Source organism: Streptococcus sp. LYSM12, assembly GCF_004569635.1.
Taxonomy (GTDB): Bacteria; Bacillota; Bacilli; order Lactobacillales; family Streptococcaceae; genus Streptococcus.
This window is the reverse complement of sequence record NZ_SPOZ01000014.1, coordinates 1-25,752: the sequence shown is the minus strand read 5'-3', so window position 1 is coordinate 25,752 and position 25,752 is coordinate 1. Positions and strand designations below refer to the sequence as shown.

Here is a 25,752-nt window from a genome sequence, read left to right as displayed (position 1 = left end):
TGAAATAGTTATCAACTATTTCAACTACCTGCGACTCCTTGCCTAGTACTAAAAATAAACGAAACAGCTATAATGAGATGTATACTCCATTAACCCTTAGTTATATAAGATACGAGAGCGTGTAAAGCACACAGTGAAAATAGGAAACTTGACGCAGTGCTAAGGCACTAGGAAAGTATCTCTTTTTCACACAGTGCTTAGCTCGAGTTCAATTATATAAGATACGAGAGCGTGTAAAGCACACAGTGAAAATAGGAAACTTGACGCAGTGCTAAGGCACTAGGAAAGTATCTCTTTTTCACACAGTGCTTAGCTCGAGTTCAATTATATAAGATACGAGAGCGTGTAAAGCACACAGTGAAAATAGGAAACTTGACGCAGTGCTAAGGCACTAGGAAAGTATCTCTTTTTTACACAGAGTTTAGGGCAGGTTTGATTACATCAAGATACAAGGGCGTTTAAAATTCGTAGGAAAATAGGAAATTGGCGCCGTGTCGCAGGACACAAGGCAATTTATCTTTTTCACTAGAATTTTAGCCCGCGTTCAGTTACACCAAGATACAAGGTCTGTGCAACACTCAAGGTAAACATCCGTTCTACCCTTGTTTTAGGGGAGGAGCGTTTGGCAATCCGTATCCCAGGTTTTCACAATTCTTAATGGTATAGTCTTTTAGTACTAGGCAACGGGTTGCAAGCTGTACTGGAGTACGGCAAGACGAGTTAACGAAGTCATAAAAGAGAAACGAAATGACTATAAAAGCGAGTCAGATGTGGATGTTTATAGAGTAGGAGGAGTGGAGAGTGGACGATGAAAGAGGAGCAGATTTGCAAGGTATTATTATGAAAGCTCTTGCTGGATTTTATTATGTAGAATCAGAAGGGCGGATATATCAGACGCGGGCACGTGGAAATTTTCGAAAAAAAGGACAGACCCCCTATGTGGGGGATATTGTTGATTTTTCAGCACAGGAGCAATCCGAGGGTTATATTCTTAAGATTCATGAACGCAAGAATAGCTTGGTACGCCCTCCGATTGTCAATATTGATCAAGCAGTAGTCATCATGTCGGCTAAAGAGCCTGATTTCAATGCTAATCTCCTGGATCGATTTTTAGTCCTGCTAGAGCAGAAAAATATGACGCCACTTATCTATATTTCAAAAATGGATTTGCTGGAACATCAGGAGGAGCTGGACTCTTATCGTGCTATCTATGAGAAGATTGGCTATGCGTTTGTCTATCGTTTGGAAGAATTGCTCCCCCTCTTGAAAGACAAGGTGACAGTATTTATGGGACAGACAGGGGTTGGAAAGTCAACTCTGCTCAATAAGATAGCCCCGGAATTACATTTAGAAACAGGGGCTATATCAGACAGTCTAGGGCGGGGACGGCATACGACTCGTGCTGTCAGCTTCTATAACGTCCATGGTGGGAAAATCGCAGATACACCGGGATTTTCTTCGCTCGATTACGAAGTAAAAGAAGTAGAGGCTCTCACAGATTGTTTCCCAGAAATTGCAATAGAAAGCCAATTTTGCAAGTTTAGGACTTGTACCCATACACATGAGCCAAACTGTGCTGTTAAGCCCGCGGTGGAGGGTCAAAAAATTTCCCAAAGTCGCTACGACAATTACTTACAATTTTTAATGGAAATTCAGAATGTGCGTGAAACATACAAAAAAGTAAGCAAAAAAATCAAATAGAAAGTTGGAATTCCTATGTCACATTTTAAAATTGCCCCATCTATCCTCGCTGCGGATTATGCCAATTTCGAGACGGAATTAAAACGCTTGGAGGCAGCAGGAGCTGATTATATCCACATTGATATCATGGACGGGCATTTCGTACCCAATATTTCCTTTGGTGCGGATGTGGTAGCTGCTATGCGCCCGCACAGTAAGCTGGTATTTGATTGCCACTTGATGGTATCAAATCCAGAGCAACACATTGAAAATTTTGCGCGGGCAGGTGCAGATATTGTCACGATTCATGCTGAAGCAACTCAGCATCTTCATGGTTCGTTGCAAAAAATTCGTACAGCGGGCATGAAAGTGGGAGTCGTGATTAACCCAGGGACACCGATTGTCGTGATTGAGCCAGTCTTGAATTTGGTAGATCAGGTGCTCTTGATGACAGTCAATCCAGGATTTGGTGGTCAAGCCTATATTCCAGAAGTAGCAGAAAAGATTGCAGACTTGGTTCAGCTTCGTAAGGAAAAAGGGCTGTCATTTGATATTGAGGTAGACGGTGGAATTGACAACAAAACTATTTTAGCTGCCAAGGAAGCAGGAGCGAATGTCTTTGTGGCAGGGTCTTACTTGTTTAAGGGGGACTTGCAGTCCAATATTGATACCTTGAAAGTGGCTCTTCATGACTAGGATTGCCTTAGCTGCAGGTGGTGACATAAGGAGTCTCTCTGGCTCTTACGACCTCTTTGTAGGGGTGGATAGAGGTTCCGTTTATTTGTTGGAGCATGACTTTCCGCTCGATTTAGCTGTTGGTGATTTTGACTCAGTAACGGCTGTGGAACGGGAAAGGATTGCTCAAGTTGCAGGGGTTTTTGTGCAGGCGCCGGCTGAAAAAGATGATACGGATTTGGAGTTAGCCTTAAAAGAGGTCTTTGCTCGTTACCATAAGGCACAGGTTACAGTGTTTGGGGCCTTTGGCGGGCGTCTGGATCACATGATGAGCAATCTCTTTTTAGCTAGTGAACCTGATTTGGCACCTTATATGCGCCAGATTGAATTGGTTGATGAGTTGAATATTGTACGCTTTTATCCAGCGGGCAGGCATCGGATTTCCCCGATTGAAGGGATGACATATGTATCTTTTATGCCAGCAGATGAAAGTCGTTTGAGTATTTCCCATGCTAAGTATCCCTTGAATGAAAGCCATTATTTTTTTAAAAAATGTTACAGTAGTAACGAATTTATCGGAAAAGAAATCGAATTTACAATAGATAAGGGCTATGTCGTTCTCATCTATAGTCGTGATAGGAGGTAGAATGATAGATATCCTAGCCTTTATAGCCATCGCTGTTTCGGTCCTTGTCCTCTTTCGTTTAGAGCAGCATGCCAAGCGTTTGTCTATCCAATCAGAAGAGGTGGCGGATCACTTGTCAGACCAGTTGACCTACCTTTTTGATCAAAAAAATCAACAGACTTTTAGCCAGCAACAAGCCCTGCATCAAGACATGACGGAATTACGCAGGGACCTTTACCAACAACTGACTGTTTTGCGACAGGAAATGCACCAACTTCTATCCCAGAACCGTGATGTGGCAGACCAACGCTTGCAGGCTATTCAAGATTCCAATGAAAAACGCTTGGAAGAAATGCGCCAGACAGTGGAAGAAAAGTTAGAGCAGACCTTGCAGACACGCTTACAGGCCTCTTTTGAAACTGTGTCTAGGCAGTTGGAGTCGGTCAATCGCGGTTTGGGCGAAATGCAGACGGTGGCGCGTGATGTTGGAGCTCTTCATAAAATTCTCTCCAATACTAAAACGCGCGGTATTATGGGGGAGTTGCAGCTGGGACAGATTATTGAAGATATTTTAACCCCCTCCCAGTATGAACGGGAATTTGCCACGGTGGCTGGGTCTAATGAGCGGGTAGAATATGCAGTGAAATTACCAGGTCAGACCAAGGATGATTCTGTCTATCTGCCGATTGATTCCAAGTTTCCTCTCGCAGATTATTACCGTTTAGAGGAAGCCTATGAAGCAGGGGACAAGGAGCAGATTGAAGTACATCGCAAGCATCTTTTGGCCTCTATCAAGCGTTTTGCCAAGGAAATCCAGCAAAAGTATCTCTACCCACCAGCGACCACTAGTTTTGGCATTCTCTTTTTACCGACAGAAGGTCTATATTCTGAGGTGGTGCGCAATCCGATTTTCTTTGATGAATTGCGGAGGACAGAGCATATCGTGGTGGCAGGTCCCTCGACCTTATCTGCCCTTTTAAACTCCTTATCGGTTGGCTTTAAGACCTTGAATATTCAACGTTCAGCAGACGATATTAGCAAGGTCTTGGGCAATGTCAAGTCAGAATTTGGCAAGTTTGGGACTGTTTTGATGAAAGCACAGCGCCATTTACAACACGCCTCAGGCAACTTGGATGATTTATTGACACGGCGGACCAATGCGATTGAGCGAACCTTGCGCCACATTGAATTGCCAGACGGAGAGATGCCGTTTGACCTATTGAATTTCCAGAAGGAAGGGGAAGAAGATGAAAATTAACCAAATGAAAAAAGATGAGCTCTTTGAAGGCTTTTATCTGATTAAAACCGCTGACATTCGACAGACCAGGGCTGGAAAAGATTATCTTGCTTTGACTTTCCAAGATGATACGGGAGAAATTGAAGGAAAAATCTGGGACGCTCAACAAGGTAAGATTAAGGACTTTAAGGCAGGCGTTGTTGTCCACATGCAAGGACGCAGAGAGGTCTACAACAACACACCACAGGTCAATCAGATTATCCTCCGACTTCCCAAGCCCGGTGAGCCAAATAATCCTGCCGATTTTAAGGAGAAACCGCCTGTTGATGTGGAGGATACACGCAAGTACCTTAGTCAGATGATTTTCAAAATCGAAAATGCTATTTGGCAGCGGATTGTGCGATCCTTGTATAGTAAATATGAACAGGAATTTTATTCTTATCCAGCTGCCAAGACTAATCACCATGCCTTTTATTCGGGGTTGTCTTTTCATACAGCGACCATGGTGCGTTTGGCCGATAAGATTGGCGATATTTATCCGCAACTCAATAAGAGTCTATTATTTGCAGGGATTATGTTGCATGACTTGGCTAAAGTTATTGAATTATCAGGTCCTGAAAATACCAATTATACTGTAAGGGGCAATCTCATCGGTCATATTTCCTTGATTGATGAGGAGATTACCAAGGTGCTGATAGAGTTAGGAATTGATGATAGCAGAGAAGAAGTGACAATCCTGCGCCATGTTATTCTCAGTCACCACGGTTTGCTTGAATACGGCAGTCCTGTTCGTCCACAGATTATGGAGGCAGAAATTCTCCACATGATTGACAATATTGATGCGGAAATGATGATGATGCTAACTGCTTTAGACAAGATTGGACCAGGTGAGATGACAAGTCGCATTTTTGCAATGGATAATCGAGCTTTTTATAAACCGAATATTGACTGATTTAGTAAGCGTTAGAAATACCATTTCCTAGTAATGAACTGTCAGCAGTCAGGTGCACTATTGAATGTGCTGGAGGAGGTTGCGTGCACTTATGTTTCCTGAGTAAATATTCAGAGAGAAAATGAGCGTATTGGGTCAGTGTTTATAAAATACGAAAAAAGAGGGCAGATAAATAAAAAAAGTTCGTTTTTTCCTTTTTTATGTTATAATGTTAAAAAGCAAAGAAGGAGTCAACTATGAAATTAAGAAGAAGTGAACGAATGGTGGTCATCTCTCACTATCTCCTCAACCATCCTTATGAATTAACCAGCCTAAATATGTTTGCAAAGAAGTACAGCTCTGCCAAATCGTCCATTTCAGAGGATATTGCGATTATCAAAAAAGCCTTTGAGGAAAGTTCTATCGGTCAGATTGAAACGATTACAGGAGCAAGTGGCGGTGTGGTCTTTACTCCTATGATTTCAGATGAGGAATCTCTTGCTATTGCTGAAGAACTGCGCAGTCAAATGGCAGAAAGCAGCCGTATCCTACCAGGGGGGTATATTTATTCTTCCGACTTGCTCTCAACTCCTCATATTTTGAAAAATGTCGGTCGGATTATTGCCAACAGTTTCAAGGATGAGCAGATTGATGCTGTTATGACAGTCGCAACCAAGGGAGTCCCGTTAGCAAACGCCGTAGCAAATGTCTTGAATGTGCCTTTTGTTATTGTACGCCGTGATTTAAAAATTACAGAGGGATCAACGGTATCTGTTAACTACGTGTCTGGATCTAGCGACCGTATTGAAAAAATGTTCTTGTCAAAACGTAGTCTTAAGGCAGGTAGTCGCGTGTTGGTTGTGGATGATTTCTTGAAAAATGGTGGAACCATTAACGGGATGATTAGCCTCTTATCAGAATTTGACAGCAGCCTAGCAGGTGTAGCAGTCTTTGCCGAAAATCAAAAAGGCGCTCGTAACGTTGCCAATTACAAATCACTGCTTGCTGTCACAAATATTGATGTCAAGGAAAACAAAGTTGATGTTGAATTGGGAAATATTTTTAAATAGTATCGTCTTTTAGTTTGCTTTTAGTACTAGGCAACGAGCTGCAGGCTGTACTATAGAGTACGGAAAAGCGAGTGAACGAAGTAATAAACGAACGAAATGACGATATAACAAAATCCCTGTCAGATGACAGGGATTTTTTAAGGAGATTTTTTCGTCAAGTAGCATCTACTGAATGAAAAACAACGTTATCCGTTGGTTTTCACAGAGTATCCATAATAGAGAAATCTATTTCAGCTACCTGAACGATATGAAAAAGTAGGATAGGGATAGTATATCTTTCTATCCTTAATTTTTTCTTAAATAGATAATGGACAGATAATAAAGGTCTATTATTCTATAAAATCAACATCTGATTAGCTTTCACCATTGAGATCGTGAAAGGTTAGAGATACGGATAACCAAACTCTCCTCCTCTGAAACATATGTGCTTTATATGTTCTGGTATCTTGTGTAATTGAACGCGGGCTAAAAGCTCGGAAAAAAGAGACGAAGCCGTTGCAAATTTTATTTGCTTACGGATACGGCTGCCTTTAGGTATAAATACTCCTAACTCTAAAGGTATGCCATGCCTTTGGAGGCGGGAAATTGACGATTGCAGAGCAAGCGCTCCCTAGGAAGTAGGCTAAAAAGCTCCATTGGAGCTTTTTACTCATATTTGTTCGTGTTTCCCACTCTACATTTGACCTCTATGACTGTGCTGCGAACGAATTCGCTTTATTTCCAACCTCCAACAGTCACTACTCTGACTGTTGGAGCTGTGCGGGGGTGGGAGTGAAATGATTTGGGATAGACCGTTTTAGCCCAAACCTCGAATGTAAGAAGAGAGGGAAATCGAACTGTTTTCTACCTATCGAGTTCTTCCCCGCCCCTGTTCGACCGCTTGACGGTAGCTATCTGGCAATTCCCTGCACTTTCGTTTGGGACTAGCCTAGCTATCCTTGTCGGGGTCTCACAACGAAGTTGTCAGCAACTTCTGTTCGGCCGCTTGACGGTAGCTATCTGGCTCCTCCCTGCACTTTCGTTTGGGACTAGCCTAGCTATCCTCGTCGGGGTCTCACAACGAAGTTGTCAGCAACTTCTGTTCGGCCGCTTGACGGTAGCTATCTGGCTCCTCCCTGCACTTTCGTTTGGGACTAGCCTAGCTATCCTTGTCGGGGTCTCACAACGAAGTTGTCAGCAACTTCTGTTCGGCCGCTTGACGGTAGCTATCTGGCTCCTCCCTGCACTTTCGTTTGGGACTAGCCTAGCTATCCTCGTCGGGGTCTCACAACGAAGTTGTCAGTAACTTCTGTTCGGCCGCTTGACGGTAGCTATCTGGCTCCTCCCTGCACTTTCGTTTGGGACTAGCCTAGCTATCCTCGTCGGGGTCTCACAACGAAGTTGTCAGCAACTTCTGTTCGGCCGCCTATTTTGGGGCTTTTAAAATCGCTAATGTTTGATAGGGCTTGAGAGTGAGAGTGTCGCTGACGGTAGTGTCTGCATAGTTGCTGATGAGGATGTTACCGTCGGTATAGTCTGTCGGTATATCAAGCTCAACTTCTTTAGGAAAGAAGTTGTTGATGACGAGAAGTCTTTGATCCTTGAAACTACGTTCAAAGGCATAGATACGGTTGCTGTCCTTGTAGGCTGCGGTGTAGTCACCCTCTGCAATAATCGGCATAGTCTTGCGCAGGCGAATCAGCTCTTGATAGAAAGTGAAGATTGGTCCGTCTTTTTCAGCTTCAACGTTGATTTCTGGGTAGGATTTTCCTGCCTTGAGCCAAGGAGTGCCAGTCGTGAAACCTGCATGTTTGCTCGCATCCCATTGCATTGGTATGCGGGAATTGTCGCGTGATTTGGCCTGGATAATGGTAAAGGCTTCCTCAGGAGTCTTTCCTTGCTCGAGCATGATTTGATAAGCGTTTAGACTTTCTACATCGACATAATCTGCCATTGAATCATAGTCTGGATCAATCATACCGATTTCTTCTCCCATGTATATGTAAGGTGTTCCGCGAGAGAGGTGGATGGAAGCTGCCAGCATGGTTGCCCCCTCCACTCTGAACCGCTTGGTATCTACAAAGCGGTTGAGTGCACGCGGTTGGTCATGGTTGTTGTAAAAGAGTGCGTTCCAACCGTTGCCGTTACTCATACCCTCTCCCCAGATGTGAAAGAGGCGTTTTAATTCTGGAAAATCAAAGTCAACAATAGTCCATTTTTGTCCGTTTTTGTAGTCCACTTTGAGGTGGTGGAAGTTAAAGGCCATGGCCAATTCCTGACGATCAGGTGCAGTATATAGAATACAGTTTTCAATAGTAGTAGCAGACATTTCCCCAACGGTCATAAAGCCATCTTCAGCTCCAAAAGTTGCACGGTTCATCATCTTGAGGTAGTCGTGTGTGATTGGGCGATCCGTATAGGCCGGTTTTCCATCGTTACTGGGGCAATCTTCTAAGACTTCGTCTTTTCCGATTAGGTTGATGACATCAAAGCGGAATCCCTTGACACCCTTGTCTTTCCAGAAATTGACGACCTTGAATAATTCCTTACGGACATGCGGGTTACGCCAGTTGAGATCAGCTTGGGTCACGTCGAAGAGGTGGAGATAGTACTTGCCAGTATCACCAAAAGGTGCCCAGGCGTTGCCGCCGAATTTAGACACCCAGTCGGTTGGCTCATCGCGTAGGATAAAGAAATCTTGGTAGTAGGTATCGCCGGCAAGGGCTTTTTGGAACCATTCGTGCTCAGTTGAGCAGTGATTAAGAACCATATCAAGCATGAAATCAATACCGAGTTCCTGCCCTACTGCAATCATCTCTTCAAAATCTGCCATAGAACCAAAATCAGGGTTGACTGCTGTGTAGTCTGAAATGTCGTATCCATTGTCCCGCTGTGGGCTAGGATAAAACGGATTGAGCCAAATCATATCGATGCCCAATTCTTTTAAATAGGGCAGTTTTTGGATGATTCCTTGCAAGTCTCCGATACCATTTCCAGTAGTATCTTTGTATGATTTTGGATAGATTTGATAGACGACCTTGCGCTTATCAATTACCATGTTGTTCTCCTATTCTATTTGGAAAGTAAAGGGAGCGGGACTTAGGTCTTGTGTGTCCTCCTCTTTTTCTCTAGATTCGGTCTAACATAATCCCTCGGATTACCACCTCGACTTTCTTGGTTCTAGCATGAGGTATTATAGTCATTTCGTTTATCTTTTATTACTTTGTTCACTCGCTTTGCCGTACTCCAGTACAGCCTGCAGCTCCTTACCTAGTACTAAAAGTAAACTAAAAGACTATAAACGTCGCTCCCTGCAACTATTGCGATATGTCAAATTGTTCAAATAAAGGTCGGCCTTTTTTCTAAGCCTGTAATAGCAGAAGCTGAGTTCTTCCAACCAGTTTAAAAATAGGAGGTGGAAGCTCAGCTTCAAGTGGTTGTTCATTTGGGGGATTAGGCTTTAAGAATTGCTTGTCCCCGCTCTATTGGTCTTGGCAGGCTACCTACGATTTCGCCGGGAAAATCAGTGTGGTTGGTGATGATCACAGGTGTTTCTGCCACGAGCCCTGCTTCTTTGATGATATTGATGTCAAACTTGATTAATGGATCGCCCGCCTTGATGCGGTCACCTTGTTGGACATAGGCATCAAAGCCTTTCCCCTCGAGGGTTACAGTATCCATACCGATGTGTATGAGCATTTCCACTCCGTTTGTACCAGTGATGCCGATTGCGTGTTTGGTTGGGAAGAGGACAGATACGACACCGTCAATTGGTGCGACTAATGTCCCCTCGCTTGGGTCAATCAAGACACCTTGTCCCATGACACCAGAAGCAAAGACAGGATCAGTTGCGGTTGCCAATTCTTTTACTTGGCCAGTCAAGGGGCTGATGATATCAGCAGGAGTTTTTGTTTTCGCTGTGGCTGTCACAACTTTTTCAGTAGCTTCTTCTTTTTTTACGAATAAGCCTGTTTTTGCAAAGAAAAAGGTTAGGATAAAAGGGACTATAATCGCAATTACCATGGTCAATAAAAAGGCACCGAAGTAATTGGAATTGATTGAAAGAATGGCTGGAAGTCCACCGACTCCGACAGCATTGGCCTGGATATTTAACAACACACAGACCAGACCTGCAAGAGCTGAGCCAATCATTCCTGCGACAAATGGATAGACATATTTGACATTGACCCCAAAGAGGGCAGGCTCTGTAACACCAAGATAGGCAGAGATTGTAGCCGGAAGAGCAACTTGTGCCTCACGTTCATTGTGACGTTTCATGAAGAAGTAAGCAAATACGGCAGAACCTTGAGCGATATTTGAAAGAGCAATCATTGGCCAAAGACCAGTTGTATGAGTGGCAGTATCTGCCATGAGTTGTGTATCAATGGCATTGGTCATATGGTGAAGACCGGTGATAACAAATGGGGCATAAAGAGCTCCGAATACCAGACCAAAGAGCCATTTGAATGGACCGGTTAAACCAGCGAATACGACCGCAGATAGTCCTTTACCAATAGTCCAGCCGATAGGACCAAGGATGGTGTGTGCAAGGATAAGGGCTGGTACAAGTGAGAGGAATGGAACTGCAATCATCGAAATCACTTCTGGAGTGACCTTGCGCCAGAATTTTTCAAGATGGGCGAGTGATAGACCCGCAAGGAGGGCTGGAATAACTTGCGCCTGGTAGCCTACACGGGCAATTGAAAAAGAGCCAAAGTCCCAGTATTTTAAGCTTCCGTCTGCCAGTGCTTTGGTATAATCGTAGGCATTTGTTAATTGAGATGAAACCAAACAGATACCAAGAATGATACCAAGGATTTGAGTGGTTCCCATTTTACGAGTAACAGACCAAGTGATTCCTACAGGCAAGAAGTGGAAAATAGCCTCACCTGGGAGCCATAAGAAATCGTTGACACCGCTCCAGAACTGAGAAATATCGGCGATGGTATTGTAGACGGGTTCTCCTTGCTCATTGACTTGCTTAACGCCGTCAATGATTTTTTGACCGAGCCATTCCATTTGCACTTCTCCGAGGACATTACGGAAACCGAGAATCAATCCCCCAACGACCAAGGCTGGAATGAGTGGTGTGAAGATTTCTGCTAGCATAGTCATGACGCGTTGAATGGCATTTTGGTTGCTTTTAGCAGCTGATTTAGCAGCTTCTTTTGACACCCCCTCGATACCTGAAATCGCAGTGAAGTCATTATAGAAGATTGGGACATCATTTCCGATGATAACTTGGAATTGCCCTGCGTTGGTAAAGGTTCCTTTAACAGCAGGAATGTTTTCGATTGTTGTTACATCTGCTTTTTTCGGATCTCCTAATACAAACCGCATGCGCGTCGCGCAGTGTGTGACAGCTGTCACGTTTTCTTTGCCGCCAACCGCTTCAAGAAGGGTCTTAGCATCTTGTTCAAATTTTCCCATTGATGTGTTTCCTTTTAGACGATAGTTGAACTATGTCTCCTTTCATTTTTTTAAAATTTGTACGGACAAATTTTAAAGGCAAGAGTATTGTATCCGATTTCAAGATAGAATGCAAGCTTTTTAAAAACATTTTTTCAAATTTTGTTATAATAGGGATAGTTGTATGATAAAAAGCAGACCAATGGAAAGAAGTATGAAAAAATATCAAGAAGTTTTCAATGATATAAAAGAAAAAATTGATAGCAATGTTTATGTAGCTGAGCATGTCTTGCCAACGGAAAAAGAGTTGCAACATCAGTATCAGGTCAGTCGTGATACAATTCGTAAAGCCTTAGCGATGCTGACAGAACGTGGATTGATTCAAAAGGTACAGGGTAAGGGCTCACTAGTGTTAAAGCAAGAGCTACTTGATTTTCCTGTATCAGGTCTCACCTCCTATCAAGAATTGACCCAGTCGCTTCATATGGATAGTCATACAGAGGTGGTGAGCTTGGAGCGATTGACGGTTACGAGTAATTTATCCCAGTTGACAGGCTTTGAACCGTATAGTCAGGTTTGGAAACTTATCCGTACAAGATCTATTGACGGCAAGGTATCGGTTCTTGATACGGATTATCTATTGTATGACTTGGTGCCACATTTGACAAAGGATATTGCAGCCGTTTCTATTTATGCCTATTTGGAGGGTGACTTGCATTTGGATATTGCCTATGCTCAAAAGGAAATTACGGTCGAGCCGACCAACAGGGAAGAAAGGGAGCTGATGCAGAGTAAGGACGACTATCTGGTTCAAATTCGTTCACGTGTCTTTTTAGGAAATACCCAGCAATTCCAATACACGGAAAGCAAGCATAAGATTGACAAGTTTCGTTTTGTCGATTTTGCGCGGAGAAAGAAAGTGCTCTAGTCTTGTTTGAGAGGGCATGTCCATTAGCCAAATGGCTGATTTTACGATATAATGGTAGGTGAGGTAATTTTATGGCAAATTTAAATCGATACAAATTTACATTTGGAGACAAGCAGTTGACGCTCACAACAGAGCATGACAACCTTTTTATGGAAGAGATTGAGCGGATTGTACAGGAAAAATATCAGGCAATTAAGGAAAAAATGCCGACGGCAGATCCTGAGACCATGGCCTTGTTGCTTGCTATCAATGCCCTATCTGTTCAGCTGAAGCGCGAAATGGAGCACGAGAAAGTGGAAGCTGAATTAGCTAGTATGAGAGAACAAGTTCTCAAGAAAAATGAAACCCTACTAGATTTAGATGAATTCGAGGACCTGACATGATAACATTGGTCTTGTTGATAATTCTCGTTTGGAGTTTTTACATTGGCTATAGTCGAGGGATTGTGTTACAAAGTTATTATGTGTTCGCCAGTATCTTTGCTCTTATTATTGCAGCAGCTCAGTTTAAAAAAATAGTGCCTCTGCTGTACTTATGGGTACCGTTTTCAACGGCAAGTCAAGGTGCCAGCACGTATTATTTTGATAGCCAATACTTGTTCAGTCTAGATAAGATTTTTTATGCAGGTTTGGCCTTTTTGGTCGTTTATGCACTTGTCTATGCTGTGATGAGACTAGTTGGACTTTTGATGCATTTGGTACGTTTTGCCGATCCAGATACAACCGTAACCAATGTGATTGGTGGGGGATTGGCAGTCATTGTAGCCCTTATCTCCTTACAGATTATTCTGACCCTTGTAGGAAGTATTCCACTTGCATTGGTACAAGAAACGCTCCATAAAAGTTGGCTTGCTAATGCGATAATCCAATACATACCTGTTACTAGTAGCTTGTTTAAAAACTTATGGATTGCTACGATTGGGCAATAGGAGATTTTACTATTAGTTGTAAAAAGGGGGTTGAGCACAAGTTGCCAGTCCCTCTGTTTATACAGGTAGGATTGATGATACAGGACATGGGAAGAAAGGGGACGGAAGAAGATACGAGATTTGGTGGAGAGGGGCTGCACTAGCTAGAAACCAGTATGTGCTACTTGATAGAGCTGTTTCAGGGTGCCAGTCTAGTTGGCTATTTTTAGGAAAGAAGTTGAAAACCTCCACTGGAGTTTTTCATTTGTCGTATTTCTTATTTTTACTGTAGCTGTTGCAGGCTATGCCTGTTTTACAGATACGGATGCCCTAGGGGTACATGCGCTTTTTACACGCTCTCGTAGCTTGTTGGAGAAAGAAAATGAATCAAAAAATTATGGAAACCTTGGAGTTTTACAAGGTCAAGGTCTTGTTGGAACCTTTTATCCTAACAGAACAAGGGGCTCTTGCATTGCAGGAGCTCATGCCCATGACAGATGCAAAGCGGATTCAGCAGGCCTTTGATGAAATGGCAGACATGGCAGCATTGTTCGTAGAACATCCTCACTTTAGTTTTGGGACTACGGTTGATATCGTACCTGCCATGAAGCGCTTGGACTTGGAAGCGGATCTCAATATTCCTGAAATACTAGCGGTTAAAAAAGTATTAGAAGTATCAAAGGAATTAGCGGATTTTTACCAGCATTTGGAAAATGTAGACTTAATTCAACTGCCCTCTTTATTTGAAAAGTTTGAACTTTTTCCTCTAATCCAAGGGAGTTTGCAAGTCATTCATAACGGAGGTTTTGTAGAAGATTTTGCCAGCGAAAAACTGACGCAAATCCGCAGAAAGATTCGCGAATCAGAAGATCAAATCAGACAGGTCTTGCAGGAGATGCTAAAGACCAAGAGTGATATGCTGACAGATACGGTTCTAGCCAGTCGAAATGGTCGCAATGTCCTTCCTGTGAAAAATACCTACCGCAACCGTATCTCGGGTGTGGTTCATGACATTTCGGCATCTGGTTCGACGGTCTATATTGAGCCACGCGCAGTCGTTTCTCTCAATGAAGAAATGACCCATGCCAGGGCGGAAGAACGCCATGAGATCAGTCGTATCTTGCAGGAATTGTCCAATATGTTGCGACCGCATAGTCGTGCTATTCGCAATAATGCTTGGGTGATTGGGCACCTTGATTTTATCCGTGCTAAACATGTTTTTGCGCGCACGTATCAAGCTACCATTCCTACCTTATCCTTGTCAAAGGATATTGCCCTTTTAAATGTTCGCCATCCGCTCTTGGCTGATCCTGTGCCCAATGATTTATACTTCAAAGAAGAGTTAACCGCGATTGTGATTACTGGTCCTAATACGGGTGGTAAGACCATTATGTTGAAAACGCTAGGACTGACCCATCTCATGGCTCAATCAGGTTTGCCCATTTTGGCAGATAAGGGCAGTCGCGTTGCTCTATTTCATGAAATATTTGCGGATATTGGTGATGAGCAATCGATTGAGCAAAGTTTGTCGACGTTCTCTAGCCATATGCTCCATACGGTGGATATTTTAAGGATTGCTAATCAAGATTCCCTCATTTTATTTGATGAATTGGGAGCTGGAACCGATCCGCAAGAGGGGGCTTCTCTTGCCATGGCTATTTTGGAAGACCTGCGCTTGCGGGGTATAAAAACGATGGCGACTACCCATTATCCTGAATTAAAGGCCTATGGAATTGAAACAATCGGTGTGGAAAATGCCAGTATGGAGTTTGACAGCCAGAGCTTGCGACCAACCTATCACTTCATGCAGGGGGTTCCAGGTCGCTCCAATGCCTTTGATATTGCAAAACGTCTCGGTCTATCAACAGCCATTATTAGTGATGCTGAGAGCATGACTAAGACGGATAGCGATGTCAATCAAATCATTGAAAGGTTAGAGGCACAAGCGGTAGAAAGCAGGAAGCGTCTTGACACGATTCGTGAGGTGGAGCAGGAAAATCTCAAGATGAACCGCGTCTTGAAGAAACTCTATCATGAATTTTCGCGGGAGAAAGAAGCAGAGTTAAACAAGGCGCGCTTAGAAGCCCAAGAGATTGTGACCATGGCATTAGCAGAAAGTGATGATATTTTAAAACATCTTCACAGTCAGGCTAGCCTAAAACCACATCAGATTATCGAAGCCAAAAGTCAGCTGAAAAAATTGGCGCCAGAAGTTGTAGATCTTTCTAAAAACAAGGTTTTGAAAAAAGCCAAGAAAGAAAAGGCGGCGCGCGTGGGTGATGACATTTTAGTGACCAGTTATGGGCAACGTGGCACCTTAATCAAGCAATTAAAAGACGGTCGCTGGGAAGCCCAAGTTGGTTTGATTAAGATGACACTCAAAGCAGATGAATTTACCTTGATAAAGGTTGAAAAAGAAGAAAAAACCAAACCAAAGCAGGTTCATGTCGTCAAACGGACCACCGGAAAAGGACCTAGGGCGCGCCTTGATCTGCGTGGGAAACGCTATGAAGAGGCGATGCAGGAACTGGATGAATTTATTGACCAAGCCCTGCTCCATAATATGTCTCAAGTAGACATCATTCACGGTATTGGAACAGGTGTTATCCGTGAGGGAGTGACCAAGTATCTCCGTAGAAACAAGCAGGTCAAAGAATTTGGCTATGCACCGCAGAATGCGGGAGGAAGTGGTGCAACCATTGTGACATTTAAATAGAGCCTGTGCTGACAGCTCAAACGCATTTTTTGCCCTCGCTGTTGGTCTTTCAAGATATGGCTGTATTCTTTCAAAATACTTGTCAAACATCGGTTTCTTTAAACCCGGGGATCCCGCACGTTTTGCTACAGTTGTTTGAATGTTTGGAGAACTGCATTTATGACATCTAAACAGGTGATTTAGAAAGAAAGATTTTCTGAATTCGACTGACTTTCTTAAGGCGTAGCAAATATTTTGCAAAAATTTTCTTTTGGTGTAGAATAACAGTACAAAGAAAAAAGGAGAACAAATATGGTTCAAGTAGTTACTGATGCAAACTTTGTTGAAGAAACCAAATCAGGTCTTGTATTGATTGATTTTTGGGCAACCTGGTGTGGTCCATGTCGCATGCAGGCACCAATTTTGGAGCAATTAGCAGAAGAAGTTCATGAAGATGAAGTGAAAATTTTGAAAATGGATGTCGATGAAAATCCAAATACAGCTCGCGAATTTGGAATTATGTCAATTCCAACCCTTTTATTCAAGAAAGACGGAGAAGTTGTAAAACAAGTCGCAGGTGTCCATAGCAAAGAACAGCTCAAAGCTATCATTGCTGAACTTGCATAGATAAAAATAGAAGAACAGGCGTATTGTCTAGGTCTTGTTTCTTCATTTTGGGGTTCAGGCTTAACTAAGCCCCTGACGATTGATACGTCAAATGATTGATATAGTCCTTTCGTTTATCTTTTACTACTTTGTTCACTCGCATTGCCGTACTCTCGTACAGCCTGCAGCTTGTTGCCAGTACTAAAAGCAAACTAAGAAACGATACTATAAACGGTTAAGAGGTCGGTACTTTTGTCCCGGCCTTTTTGAGTACGACTTATCTCGTCGAGGTTCACGTATATTCGTTCTTCCGGTGTTAGCCCACCTTGCTGAACTGCTGTTTTATTTCAGTTAGAGGAGGCTAGCTTTTCTCTCCTGTTCCCTAACTAATTGTGAGAGCTAGTCAGATGTTGATTGTTATAGAGTGTTCGCATGTCTTTCTGCGAGATATAGTCATTTCGTTTATCTTTTTATGACTTCGTTCACTCGTCTTGCTGTACTATTGAGAAAAGTTACACTTTTCTTATCTGTCACTTGAAATAGTTATCAACTATTTCAACTACCTGCGACTCGTTGTCTAGTACTAAAAGCAAACGAAAAGACTATAAAGTAAGAAAGAGAAAGGTTAAAAAATGTAAAAATCTTTTAAAATTTGATTGACAAACTAACTGTAAACCCTTACAATAAATATGTCAATATATTAAATAGCGCTTAGGGCACTACATTTATAAAGGAGGGGAAAAGAGAATAATATTAGAAAAGCGCAGGTTAAGAAAGGGTATTGTAATGAAAGATTTTTTCTATCAAAGAAAATGCAAATATAGTCTACGTAAGGTAGCTGTGGGAGTTTGTTCGGTTCTCATCGGTCTTAGTTTTTCTGCAATGACTGCTAGTGCACAAGAGGTTACACAAGGAGGAGAAAGTGCTAGCCAGGCTTCTCCTGAGCTAGTAGTTGGTGAGTCAGAAAGTTCAAGCACAGATTTTGTAGAGGCTCTAGTTCCAGTTGAGGAGGCTAAAGTAGCAGAGGGTTCTGTTGAAGAGCTAAAGGCGCCTGTAGAAGTTAATCCTCAGCTGGAGCAACCGATTGTTCCTGAGCAGGCAGTGCCAAATCCAGAGCCTGCTCCTGTTAAGGAGGTAGTAGAAGTGCATGAAGAAGAAAAGGTACTTGAAAAAGAACTGCCTGCACCAGAAGTAGTTCCAAAGGCTGATCCGGAAACAGCTCCTAGAGGAAGGGTTCGTCGTGCAAGTACTGAACCTGATTATAAGGAATGGAGACCGTCACAAGGGGTTAGTCCAGGTGAAATAGAAGTCATTGAAAAAGATGGTGTTCGCTACAATAGACTGTCTTCTACTGCTCAAAATGATAACGCTGCCAATCCTGCACTCTACGAAAAAGAGGGGCTACTAGTTGATGAGAATGGGAATGCCTCTGTAACTCTCCAATTTCTGGCAGAATCCGAAGCAGCTAAATCTCGCTTTGGAGTCTTCTTAAAATTCAAGGATACTGATAATAATATTTTTGTTGGGTACGATCGTGAGGGTTGGTTCTGGGAGCATAAAACACCAAACCATAATGCTTGGTATCAAGGAAGCCGCGTTGCAGCACCGGCTCAACATTCTCTAAATGAATTGACGATTACCCTAAAGGCTGATGGTCAGCTAAATGCAACAAATAATGGAACCTCTCTTTTTGATACGATTACATTGCCTAGTGCTGTAGTAGATAATTTGGCAGATAGCAAGCGCATCTTGGTAAAGGCAGGTAGTTATGGCGATGATCGAACAGTCGTTGGAGTGAAGACAGATAATCAAGAAAATGTCACTCCCCGGCAACCAGGTAGTGATAAAGAAACTGGACCAGTAGTGGACGATAGTCACATTGTTTACGACACCATCAAATCCGATGTCCTAGAAGCACTCATTGATACTACTTTCCCCCGGATCAAAGAGTATAGTTACAAGGGGAACAAGATGTATGGTCAAGTGGTTCCTACTAAGAAGATTAGTATCAATCATCAGGATATTGAACCACAAGTTACCTATCGCAAGATTGATGATAAAACAGCCGAATATGTCTTAAAGGTACAAAAGGCTGATCAAAAGATTGATGCGGATATTACTGTTCGTCTCAAAATTGAAAACAACCAACTCCATTTTGACATCACCAATATCACCAATCATAATGAGGTGAACTATGGTCAAAGGATTGATAATACTGAGAAACTTCTTTCTAGTTTGAACTTCTTAACCACTCCGTTAGTTTCTGTATCGAGCGATCAAAATCAGGCTAAATTTGACGGAGCACGGATGTCTAACAACACACATCAGTCAGGGGATGTCCATGTAGATGTCAGAAATCCAATGAATGATTTTTCCTCAGGCTTCATGTATGGTTTTGTTTCTACGGATAAGGTTGCAGCAGGTGTTTGGAGTAATTCTCAAAATAGTTATGGAGGAGGAGCAGATGACTTCACCCGCGTTTCAGCATATAAGCAGACGGTAGGAGATAAGAACTATATTGGCATTGCAAGCTCTCCTTGGCAATGGCAAAAGGCTCATAACAATATTGTCTTTCCAGAATATACCCTAGAATTACCGAGTGCTAAGGTTGTCTTTACAGAAGATATAAACAATGACCAGGTGGTTGACTGGCAGGATGGAGCGATTGCTTATCGTGAAATCATGAACAATCCGAGAGGGTGGGAGAGTGTCAAGGATATCGCTGCTTACCGTATTGCGATGAACTTTGGCTCACAGGCACAAAATCCGTTCTTGATGACCTTAGACGGTATCAAGAAGATTGCCTTACACACAGATGGTCTGGGACAAGGTATCCTTTTGAAAGGGTATGGATCAGAGGGGCATGATTCTGGACATTTGAATTATGCAGATATTGGAAAACGTATCGGTGGAGTCGAAGATTTTAAGACTTTGATTGAAAAGTCTAAGGCTTATGGTGCAAAACTTGGAATCCATGTCAATGCTTCTGAAACCTATCCAGAATCCAAGTATTTCACAGAAGAAATCTTGAGCAAGGATACAAATGGCAACTATCGCTATGGTTGGAACTGGTTGGATCAAGGAATCAATATTGATGCAGCTTACGATCTGGCCCATAATCGTTTGAAACGTTGGCAGGACCTCAAGGCTGAATTAGGTGAGGGCTTGGATTTCATCTATGTAGATGTTTGGGGGAATGGACAGTCTGGTGACAATGGAGCCTGGGCAACCCATGTACTAGCCAAGGAAATTATTGACCAAGGATGGCGTTTTGCAATCGAGTGGGGGCACGGAGGAGAATATGATTCTACTTTCCAACACTGGGCTGCGGATTTAACTTATGGAGGTTATACCAATAAGGGAATTAATAGCGCTATTACACGTTTTATTAGAAACCATCAAAAAGATGCCTGGAATGGAGACTATCCATCCTATGGTGGTGCTGCGAACTATCCACTGCTAGGTGGTTACAGTATGAAAGACTTTGAAGGGTGGCAAGGTCGTAGCGACTATAATGGCTATGTCACTAATTTATTTGCTCATGATGTCATGACCAAATACATCCAACACTTTACAGTCAGCAACTGGAAGAATGGTGAAGCTGTCAGTATGACAGATAATGGCTCGACCTATAGATGGGTGCCAGAGATGGAGATTAAGCTGACAGACAAAGACAATGCCCAGCTGGTTCTCACGCGTAAGAGTAACGATGTAACGAGTCCTTTATATCGTCAGAGAACGGTTACCCTAAATGGCCGGGTCATTCAAGATGGCAGTGCTTACTTAGTTCCTTGGAATTGGGATGCTAATGGAAATCAGTTGGCAAAAGACAAGGAGAAGATGTACTACTTTAATACAGAAGCAGGACAAACAAGATGGCAGTTACCGGCTGATTGGACAACTTCTTCTGTTTATCTCTACAAACTAACAGATTTAGGCAAGACGGAAGAACAGCTTATTCCAGTCGTAAATGGTCAGATTACCTTAAATCTACTAGCGAACCAGCCTTATGTAGTCTATAAGACACCACAGACAAATCCAGAAATGTCTTGGAGTGAGGGCATGCATATCTATGATCAGGGATTCAATAGTGGAACCCTCGATCATTGGATTAAGACTGGCGATACGACAACAGCAAGCATTGTGAAATCTCAAGGATCCAATGACATGTTGCGGATTCAAAATAACAGCGACAAGGTCAGCTTGACTCAGAAGTTAACAGATCTAAAACCAAATACGCGCTATGCAGCGTATGTTGGAATTGACAACCGTAGTAATTCAAAGGCAAGTATCACTGTTCATACGGGTGAAAAAGAAGTCAGCAACTACACCAAGCAGTCCATTGCATTGAACTATGTTCAGGCTTACGCTCATAATACCTTATCCTCAACGGCAACGGTTGATAATTTGAGTTACTTCCAGAACATGTATGTTTACTTTACAACAGGTAGCGATGTTTCAAACGTCGTCTTGACCTTGGCTAAAGAGGCAGGCGATGGAGCAGCCTATTTCGATGAGATTCGGATTTTTGAAAATGAATCAGCGATGTATGCTGACGGTCACGACACTACTCCTGCAGCCAAGAAATTTACACAAGACTTTGAAAATGTCGCTCAGGGCATCTTCCCATTTGTTATTGGTGCTGCCGAAGGAGTTAACGATAACCGGACCCACTTGTCTGAAAAGAATGCTCCTTATACTCAAAGAGGTTGGAATGGTAAAAAAATCGATGACGTTATCGAGGGGGATTGGTCTTTAAAGACAAATGGTTTGGTGGGTAGGCAGCGTTTGATTTATCAAACAATTCCTCAAAACTACCGCTTTGAGGCTGGGAAGTCCTATCGTGTCAGCTTTGATTATGAGTCTGGTTCGGATAATACCTATGCCTTTGTCATTGGAGAGGGTGCTTTTGAGAATATCAATCATACAGAGGTGCATTTACTGGGAAATACCTGGACAGATTCTCCTAGGGCGAAACGTGTTAACTTCCTCGTTAATGGAGCAGAAAGTGGAGAGAGCTGGATAGGTATCTACTCAACAGGGACAGCCTCCAATACCCACGGTGATACAGGTGGAAATGCTAACTTTAGAGGTTACAATGACTTTATCCTAGATAACCTAGTTATTGAAGAGATTGAAGTGACAGGCGCTATGTTAGTAGAGGGAGCTTTGCAGAACTACCTTCCAATCGTTGCGAATGATGTCTATACAAGAGCAAGCCTCGATTCAGTTCGTGAAGCCTTATACCTATTAAAGATAAGTGATCCAGATATTTCTGTAGAGGATGCCAAAGTCTTGATTGAACAAGTGAATCAATCCATTGCTGGTTTAGTTGCGAAACGTCAGATTGTTTTACCAAATGAGATTGAATCCGTAAATGCAGCAGCTCAAGCTGGAGAGGGCTTGGAAAATGCTTTTGATGGTAACACAGAAACCTTGTGGCATACTCCGTGGAGTGAGACAAGCATCAACACACCTGCAACGATTGTTCTCAAAGAACCGACAGATATTACTAAGTTTGAATATGTTCCTCGGCAATCCGGCAGTAACGGTATTTTGAAGAATGTGCGCTTGGTAGTGACGGATAATCAAGGGCAGGAACATGTTTTTGAAGGGCGAGATTGGGCAGATACTGCAGAGAAAAAGGTAATTGATTTTGGTAAGACGATTAAGGCAAAAAAGGTAGTTTTAACAGGGACGGCTTCTTATGGGGATACTCCGGATACTTTCCAATCAGCTGCTGAATTAAGATTAGTGGTGCCAGTCATAGAAGAAAATGAAGTTAACTATGATGCTTATCGTCGTACTTTGCAGGATCTTCGTAGCAATGGAAAATTAGAAGAACCGGAAATTTTGCAAGGGATTGTAGATTTTATAGATGAATTAAAGAGAGATCATCTGTTGACTCAAAACCTGCTTGATAGTTATGTGGCTTATCTGCCGCAATTAAAGAGAAGCAAAAAGATAGAGCCGTTAACCCACTCTCAAACGGAACTTGAAATGGTTGAGGAAGAGATAGCCTATAGGACTACTAGAGTAGAGAATAAGGACTTACCTAGGGGAACTAAGAAAGTGACTCAAAAAGGGCAAGTGGGACGCGTTCGTATCTTTTATGAGCTGATAAAAGATGCGGAAGGGGAGATTGAGGATTTCCAAGAGGTTGGGACGAGAGAAGTTTTAGCAGAGCCAATTGAGGAAATTGTAGAAGTGGGTACAGGTGAAGACGTTATTGAGGTTTCAAAAGAAGAACTCGAACATATGAGCCCAGAGGAGAGGACGCGAAGATTGGGGACTGTTAAGGCAATCTCTATTGATGCAGGTCGTAAATACTTTTCTCCACAAGATTTGAAAGAAATCATTGATAAGGCGCATGAGTATGGCTATAATACGCTTCATCTTCTTGTAGGAAACGATGGTTTGCGTTTCTTGCTCGATGATATGACCATTGAAACTCCTCACAAAGTGTATGCTAGCGATGATGTGAAGACGGCTCTTTTTGAAGGAAATCGTCACTATTATGATGATCCGGCAGGAGCGGCACTCAGTCAAGCGGAGATGGATCAGTTGATTGCTTATGCTAAGGCTAAGGATATTGCTCTGATTCCTGCTTTAAATAGTCCAGGTCATATGGATGCTATCTTGACAGCTATGAGGCAGTTAGGTATTGAAAATGCTCATTTTAGTCATACCATGAAAAATGGAAGAACTGGAAGTTCTCAGCGGACGGTTAACTTGAATAATGAGGCTGCGCTTGACTTTACAAAGGCTCTTATCAAGAAGTATGCGGAATATTTTGCAGGTAAGGGAGTCAAAATTTTCAATATTGGCTTAGATGAATATGCCAACGATGCTTTCCAAGGAATAAGTGGTTTTGGTCTCCTCCAGTCGACAGGACAGTATGGTAAATTTGTCCAATATGCCAATGATTTAGCAGCTATCGTCAAACAGGCGGGTATGAAACCGTTAGCCTTTAATGATGGCATCTACTATCATTCTAAAGAAGATGCTGGAGTTTTTGATAAGGATTTGATTGTATCTTACTGGACTGCAGGATGGAATGGTTATAATGTTGCTTCTTCCAAATTCTTGTCAGATAAGGGACATGCCATTTTGAATACCAATGACTCGTGGTATTATGTGATTGGTCGTGAGAAGACAGGAAGTGGTTACTATAATCTTGATCAGGGAATTGATGGTATAAAAAAACATTCCTTTGATTCTGTCTTAGGTAATGAGGGAAGTACGGTTCCAACTATTGGAAGTATGGTTGCTGTCTGGGCAGATAATCCTAGGAGACCATATGTTAAGGAAAATCTTTTCAGATTGATGAATGCATTTTATAGGAAGAACAGTACCTATTTCCCAGCAGACTATAGTTTGGTCTATGCTGAGATGAACCTAAATCCGTCGCTTTCTGATTTAACTCACTATACTCCTGACAGTGTGGAGAGATTGAACCAAGCTCTTGCTTCCATTAATTGGGAGCTGAGTCGGGCGGAGCAAGGTCAGGTTGCAGTATTTGCAAAAGCGATAAGAGAAGCGCGTGAGAAATTGACTCTGTTGCCGATAGAGCAATCTAAACCAATGGACGATGAGAAACCTAAACCAGATAAGGGACAAGAAGTTCCAACATTGGTAGATGAGGATCAAAAAAATTCTGATAAAGGTGCTAGAGAATCAAGGATAGACAAACCAGCTAAAGAGCCAATAATTAAAACCGTACTCTTACCTGTAAAGACTCAAGAAGATGAGGTTCTAAAACAAACGGTCAATCAAGTCAAAGTAGAAAAAGCTGCACTACCGACTACAGGTAGCTGGAGCAGTGGTGGGCTTCCTACCTCAGGCATGGCGCTTCTTGGTTTCCTCTTTTACAAGAAAAAAGAGAAAGAATAAGCTCCAACTTTCCTAAACCTTATTCTTTTATAGTTATTTGAAACACTAGCAGGGCAAAAGTACCTCAAGAAAAGTATCGCACTTCAGCACTACTTTTCTGAGGTGCTTTTTGATTTTATGAAACGAACGAGCCCGAATCCAATGGATTCGGGCTCGTTCCCGATAGGTATAGTCATTTCGTTTCTCTTTTATGACTTCGTTCACTCGCTTTGCCGTACTCCAGTACAGCCTGCAGCTCCTTGCCTAGTACTAAAAGTAAATGAAAAGACTATATATCAAATTGTTCGTGTGATAAAATGAGGCCCTTTCCACTTCTCAAAGTTCAGCGCAGTGACGGCTATAATGGTGTTGAAGATTGGAAATGAAATGTTGTTTCTTTTTCTTTCAAGGGAGCAGGTATAAAAACCTCCACCGGATCTTTTTACACCTATTGGTTTTCTTTTTAAACTTATACTTAACTAATTTCAAAAATAGCGAATTTTGTAAAATCAAAAACTAGTTTTTAAGGGAAAGCGAACGTAGTGAGCTAAAAGGCTATTTCCGCCGTAGTGGTACCCCCCGGCAATAGATACCTTGTTGCTAAGGACAGGATTTTCAAAACCTTTGGCTCGAAAATTAAGAATGAAACGCCGTAGGAGCTTGCTTTTTGTCCGCACAACTTAAGGAAGTAGTAAGAAATGCTAATTTTGATTTTAAATGAGTATTAATCAACCAACTGTGCTGGGACAGGTTTGAAACAGTCTGGGAATAGACCGCTTCAAACCGAACCTAGAATGTAAGAAGTAAGGCAAAACTGAAAAGAACCTCCTTATAACAACAGTAGCGTATACTTTTTATACTGTCCATTATAAGTGGTTCTTTTCAAACTGAACTCTTTTTATAGTCATTTCGTTTCTCTTTTATGACTTCGTTCACTTGCTTTGCCGTACTCCAGTACAGCCTGCATTTCGTTTCCTAGTACTAAAAGTAAATGAAAAGACTATCATATCCTGAACGGCTCCCTGTCAAGTAGACAGTCAAATAATAAAAGATATTAAGCAACCTGATTCCTGAATTCTATAGGAGTCAGGTTATTTAATTTGGTCTGATAGCGTCGTGTATTGTAAAACTCAATATA

14 protein-coding genes are annotated in these 25,752 nt (G+C 42.3%); 12 read left to right on the top strand and 2 right to left on the bottom strand.

The genetic code is table 11. The annotated features are described in order from the left end of the window. The first annotated feature begins 825 nt into the window (after nucleotides 1–825). From rsgA to purR, 6 genes are all read left to right on the top strand, one after another. Nucleotides 826–1,701 carry a ribosome small subunit-dependent GTPase A gene (gene rsgA / locus E4T79_RS05765; RefSeq protein WP_135028626.1) on the top strand — a complete coding sequence of 292 codons (876 nt, stop codon included), beginning with the start codon at nucleotides 826–828 and terminating at the stop codon, nucleotides 1,699–1,701. Nucleotides 1,702–1,716: 15 nt separating this feature from the next. Further along, the gene (gene rpe / locus E4T79_RS05760; RefSeq protein WP_135028541.1) at nucleotides 1,717–2,376 is read left to right on the top strand and encodes a ribulose-phosphate 3-epimerase; all 660 of its coding nucleotides are present in this window, start codon (nucleotides 1,717–1,719) and stop codon (nucleotides 2,374–2,376) included. Continuing rightward, nucleotides 2,369–3,001, top strand: a complete 633-nt coding sequence (locus E4T79_RS05755) for a thiamine diphosphokinase (protein WP_135028539.1) — start codon at nucleotides 2,369–2,371, stop codon at nucleotides 2,999–3,001. The genes rpe and E4T79_RS05755 overlap by 8 nt, the downstream gene beginning before the upstream one ends. A gap of 1 nt (nucleotide 3,002) precedes the next feature. Beyond that, on the top strand, nucleotides 3,003–4,238 hold the full coding sequence (rmuC, locus tag E4T79_RS05750) for a DNA recombination protein RmuC (protein WP_135028537.1): 1,236 nt from the start codon (nucleotides 3,003–3,005) through the stop codon (nucleotides 4,236–4,238). Beyond that, complete coding sequence (locus E4T79_RS05745; protein WP_135028535.1) at nucleotides 4,228–5,169, top strand: 3'-5' exoribonuclease YhaM family protein; 942 nt, start codon at nucleotides 4,228–4,230, stop codon at nucleotides 5,167–5,169. Before rmuC ends, E4T79_RS05745 begins: the two co-directional genes overlap by 11 nt. Before the next feature lie 236 nt (nucleotides 5,170–5,405). Continuing rightward, the gene (purR, locus tag E4T79_RS05740; protein ID WP_135028533.1) at nucleotides 5,406–6,218 is read left to right on the top strand and encodes a pur operon repressor; all 813 of its coding nucleotides are present in this window, start codon (nucleotides 5,406–5,408) and stop codon (nucleotides 6,216–6,218) included. 1,405 nt (nucleotides 6,219–7,623) lie between these two features. Here purR and treC read toward each other — a convergent pair. Beyond that, nucleotides 7,624–9,255 carry an alpha,alpha-phosphotrehalase gene (gene treC, locus E4T79_RS05735; RefSeq protein ID WP_135028531.1) on the bottom strand — a complete coding sequence of 544 codons (1,632 nt, stop codon included), beginning with the start codon at nucleotides 9,253–9,255 and terminating at the stop codon, nucleotides 7,624–7,626. A gap of 395 nt (nucleotides 9,256–9,650) precedes the next feature. Continuing rightward, the gene (gene treP / locus E4T79_RS05730) at nucleotides 9,651–11,627 is read right to left on the bottom strand and encodes a PTS system trehalose-specific EIIBC component (RefSeq protein WP_135028529.1); all 1,977 of its coding nucleotides are present in this window, start codon (nucleotides 11,625–11,627) and stop codon (nucleotides 9,651–9,653) included. Between the two features lie 193 nt (nucleotides 11,628–11,820). Here treP and treR point away from each other — a divergent pair, with 193 nt between their 5' ends. The 6 genes from treR (at nucleotide 11,821) to E4T79_RS05700 (ending at nucleotide 24,635) form a co-directional block, all read left to right on the top strand. Then, nucleotides 11,821–12,534, top strand: coding sequence for a trehalose operon repressor (gene treR, locus E4T79_RS05725; RefSeq protein WP_135028527.1), 714 nt, complete (start codon nucleotides 11,821–11,823; stop codon nucleotides 12,532–12,534). A gap of 71 nt (nucleotides 12,535–12,605) precedes the next feature. Further along, a complete protein-coding gene (zapA, locus tag E4T79_RS05720) occupies nucleotides 12,606–12,917 on the top strand; it encodes a cell division protein ZapA (RefSeq protein WP_135028525.1) in 312 nt (103 codons plus the stop codon). Next, entirely contained in the window at nucleotides 12,914–13,462 is a 549-nt protein-coding gene (locus E4T79_RS05715; protein ID WP_135028523.1) for a CvpA family protein, read from the top strand. The genes zapA and E4T79_RS05715 overlap by 4 nt, the downstream gene beginning before the upstream one ends. Before the next feature lie 361 nt (nucleotides 13,463–13,823). Beyond that, a complete protein-coding gene (locus tag E4T79_RS05710; protein WP_135028522.1) occupies nucleotides 13,824–16,157 on the top strand; it encodes an endonuclease MutS2 in 2,334 nt (777 codons plus the stop codon). A gap of 291 nt (nucleotides 16,158–16,448) precedes the next feature. Beyond that, entirely contained in the window at nucleotides 16,449–16,763 is a 315-nt protein-coding gene (gene trxA / locus E4T79_RS05705) for a thioredoxin (RefSeq protein ID WP_135028520.1), read from the top strand. Between the two features lie 765 nt (nucleotides 16,764–17,528). Beyond that, nucleotides 17,529–24,635 (top strand): endo-alpha-N-acetylgalactosaminidase family protein, encoded by a 7,107-nt coding sequence (locus E4T79_RS05700; protein WP_135028518.1) that lies wholly within the window; start codon nucleotides 17,529–17,531, stop codon nucleotides 24,633–24,635. Nucleotides 24,636–25,752 lie beyond the last annotated feature (1,117 nt).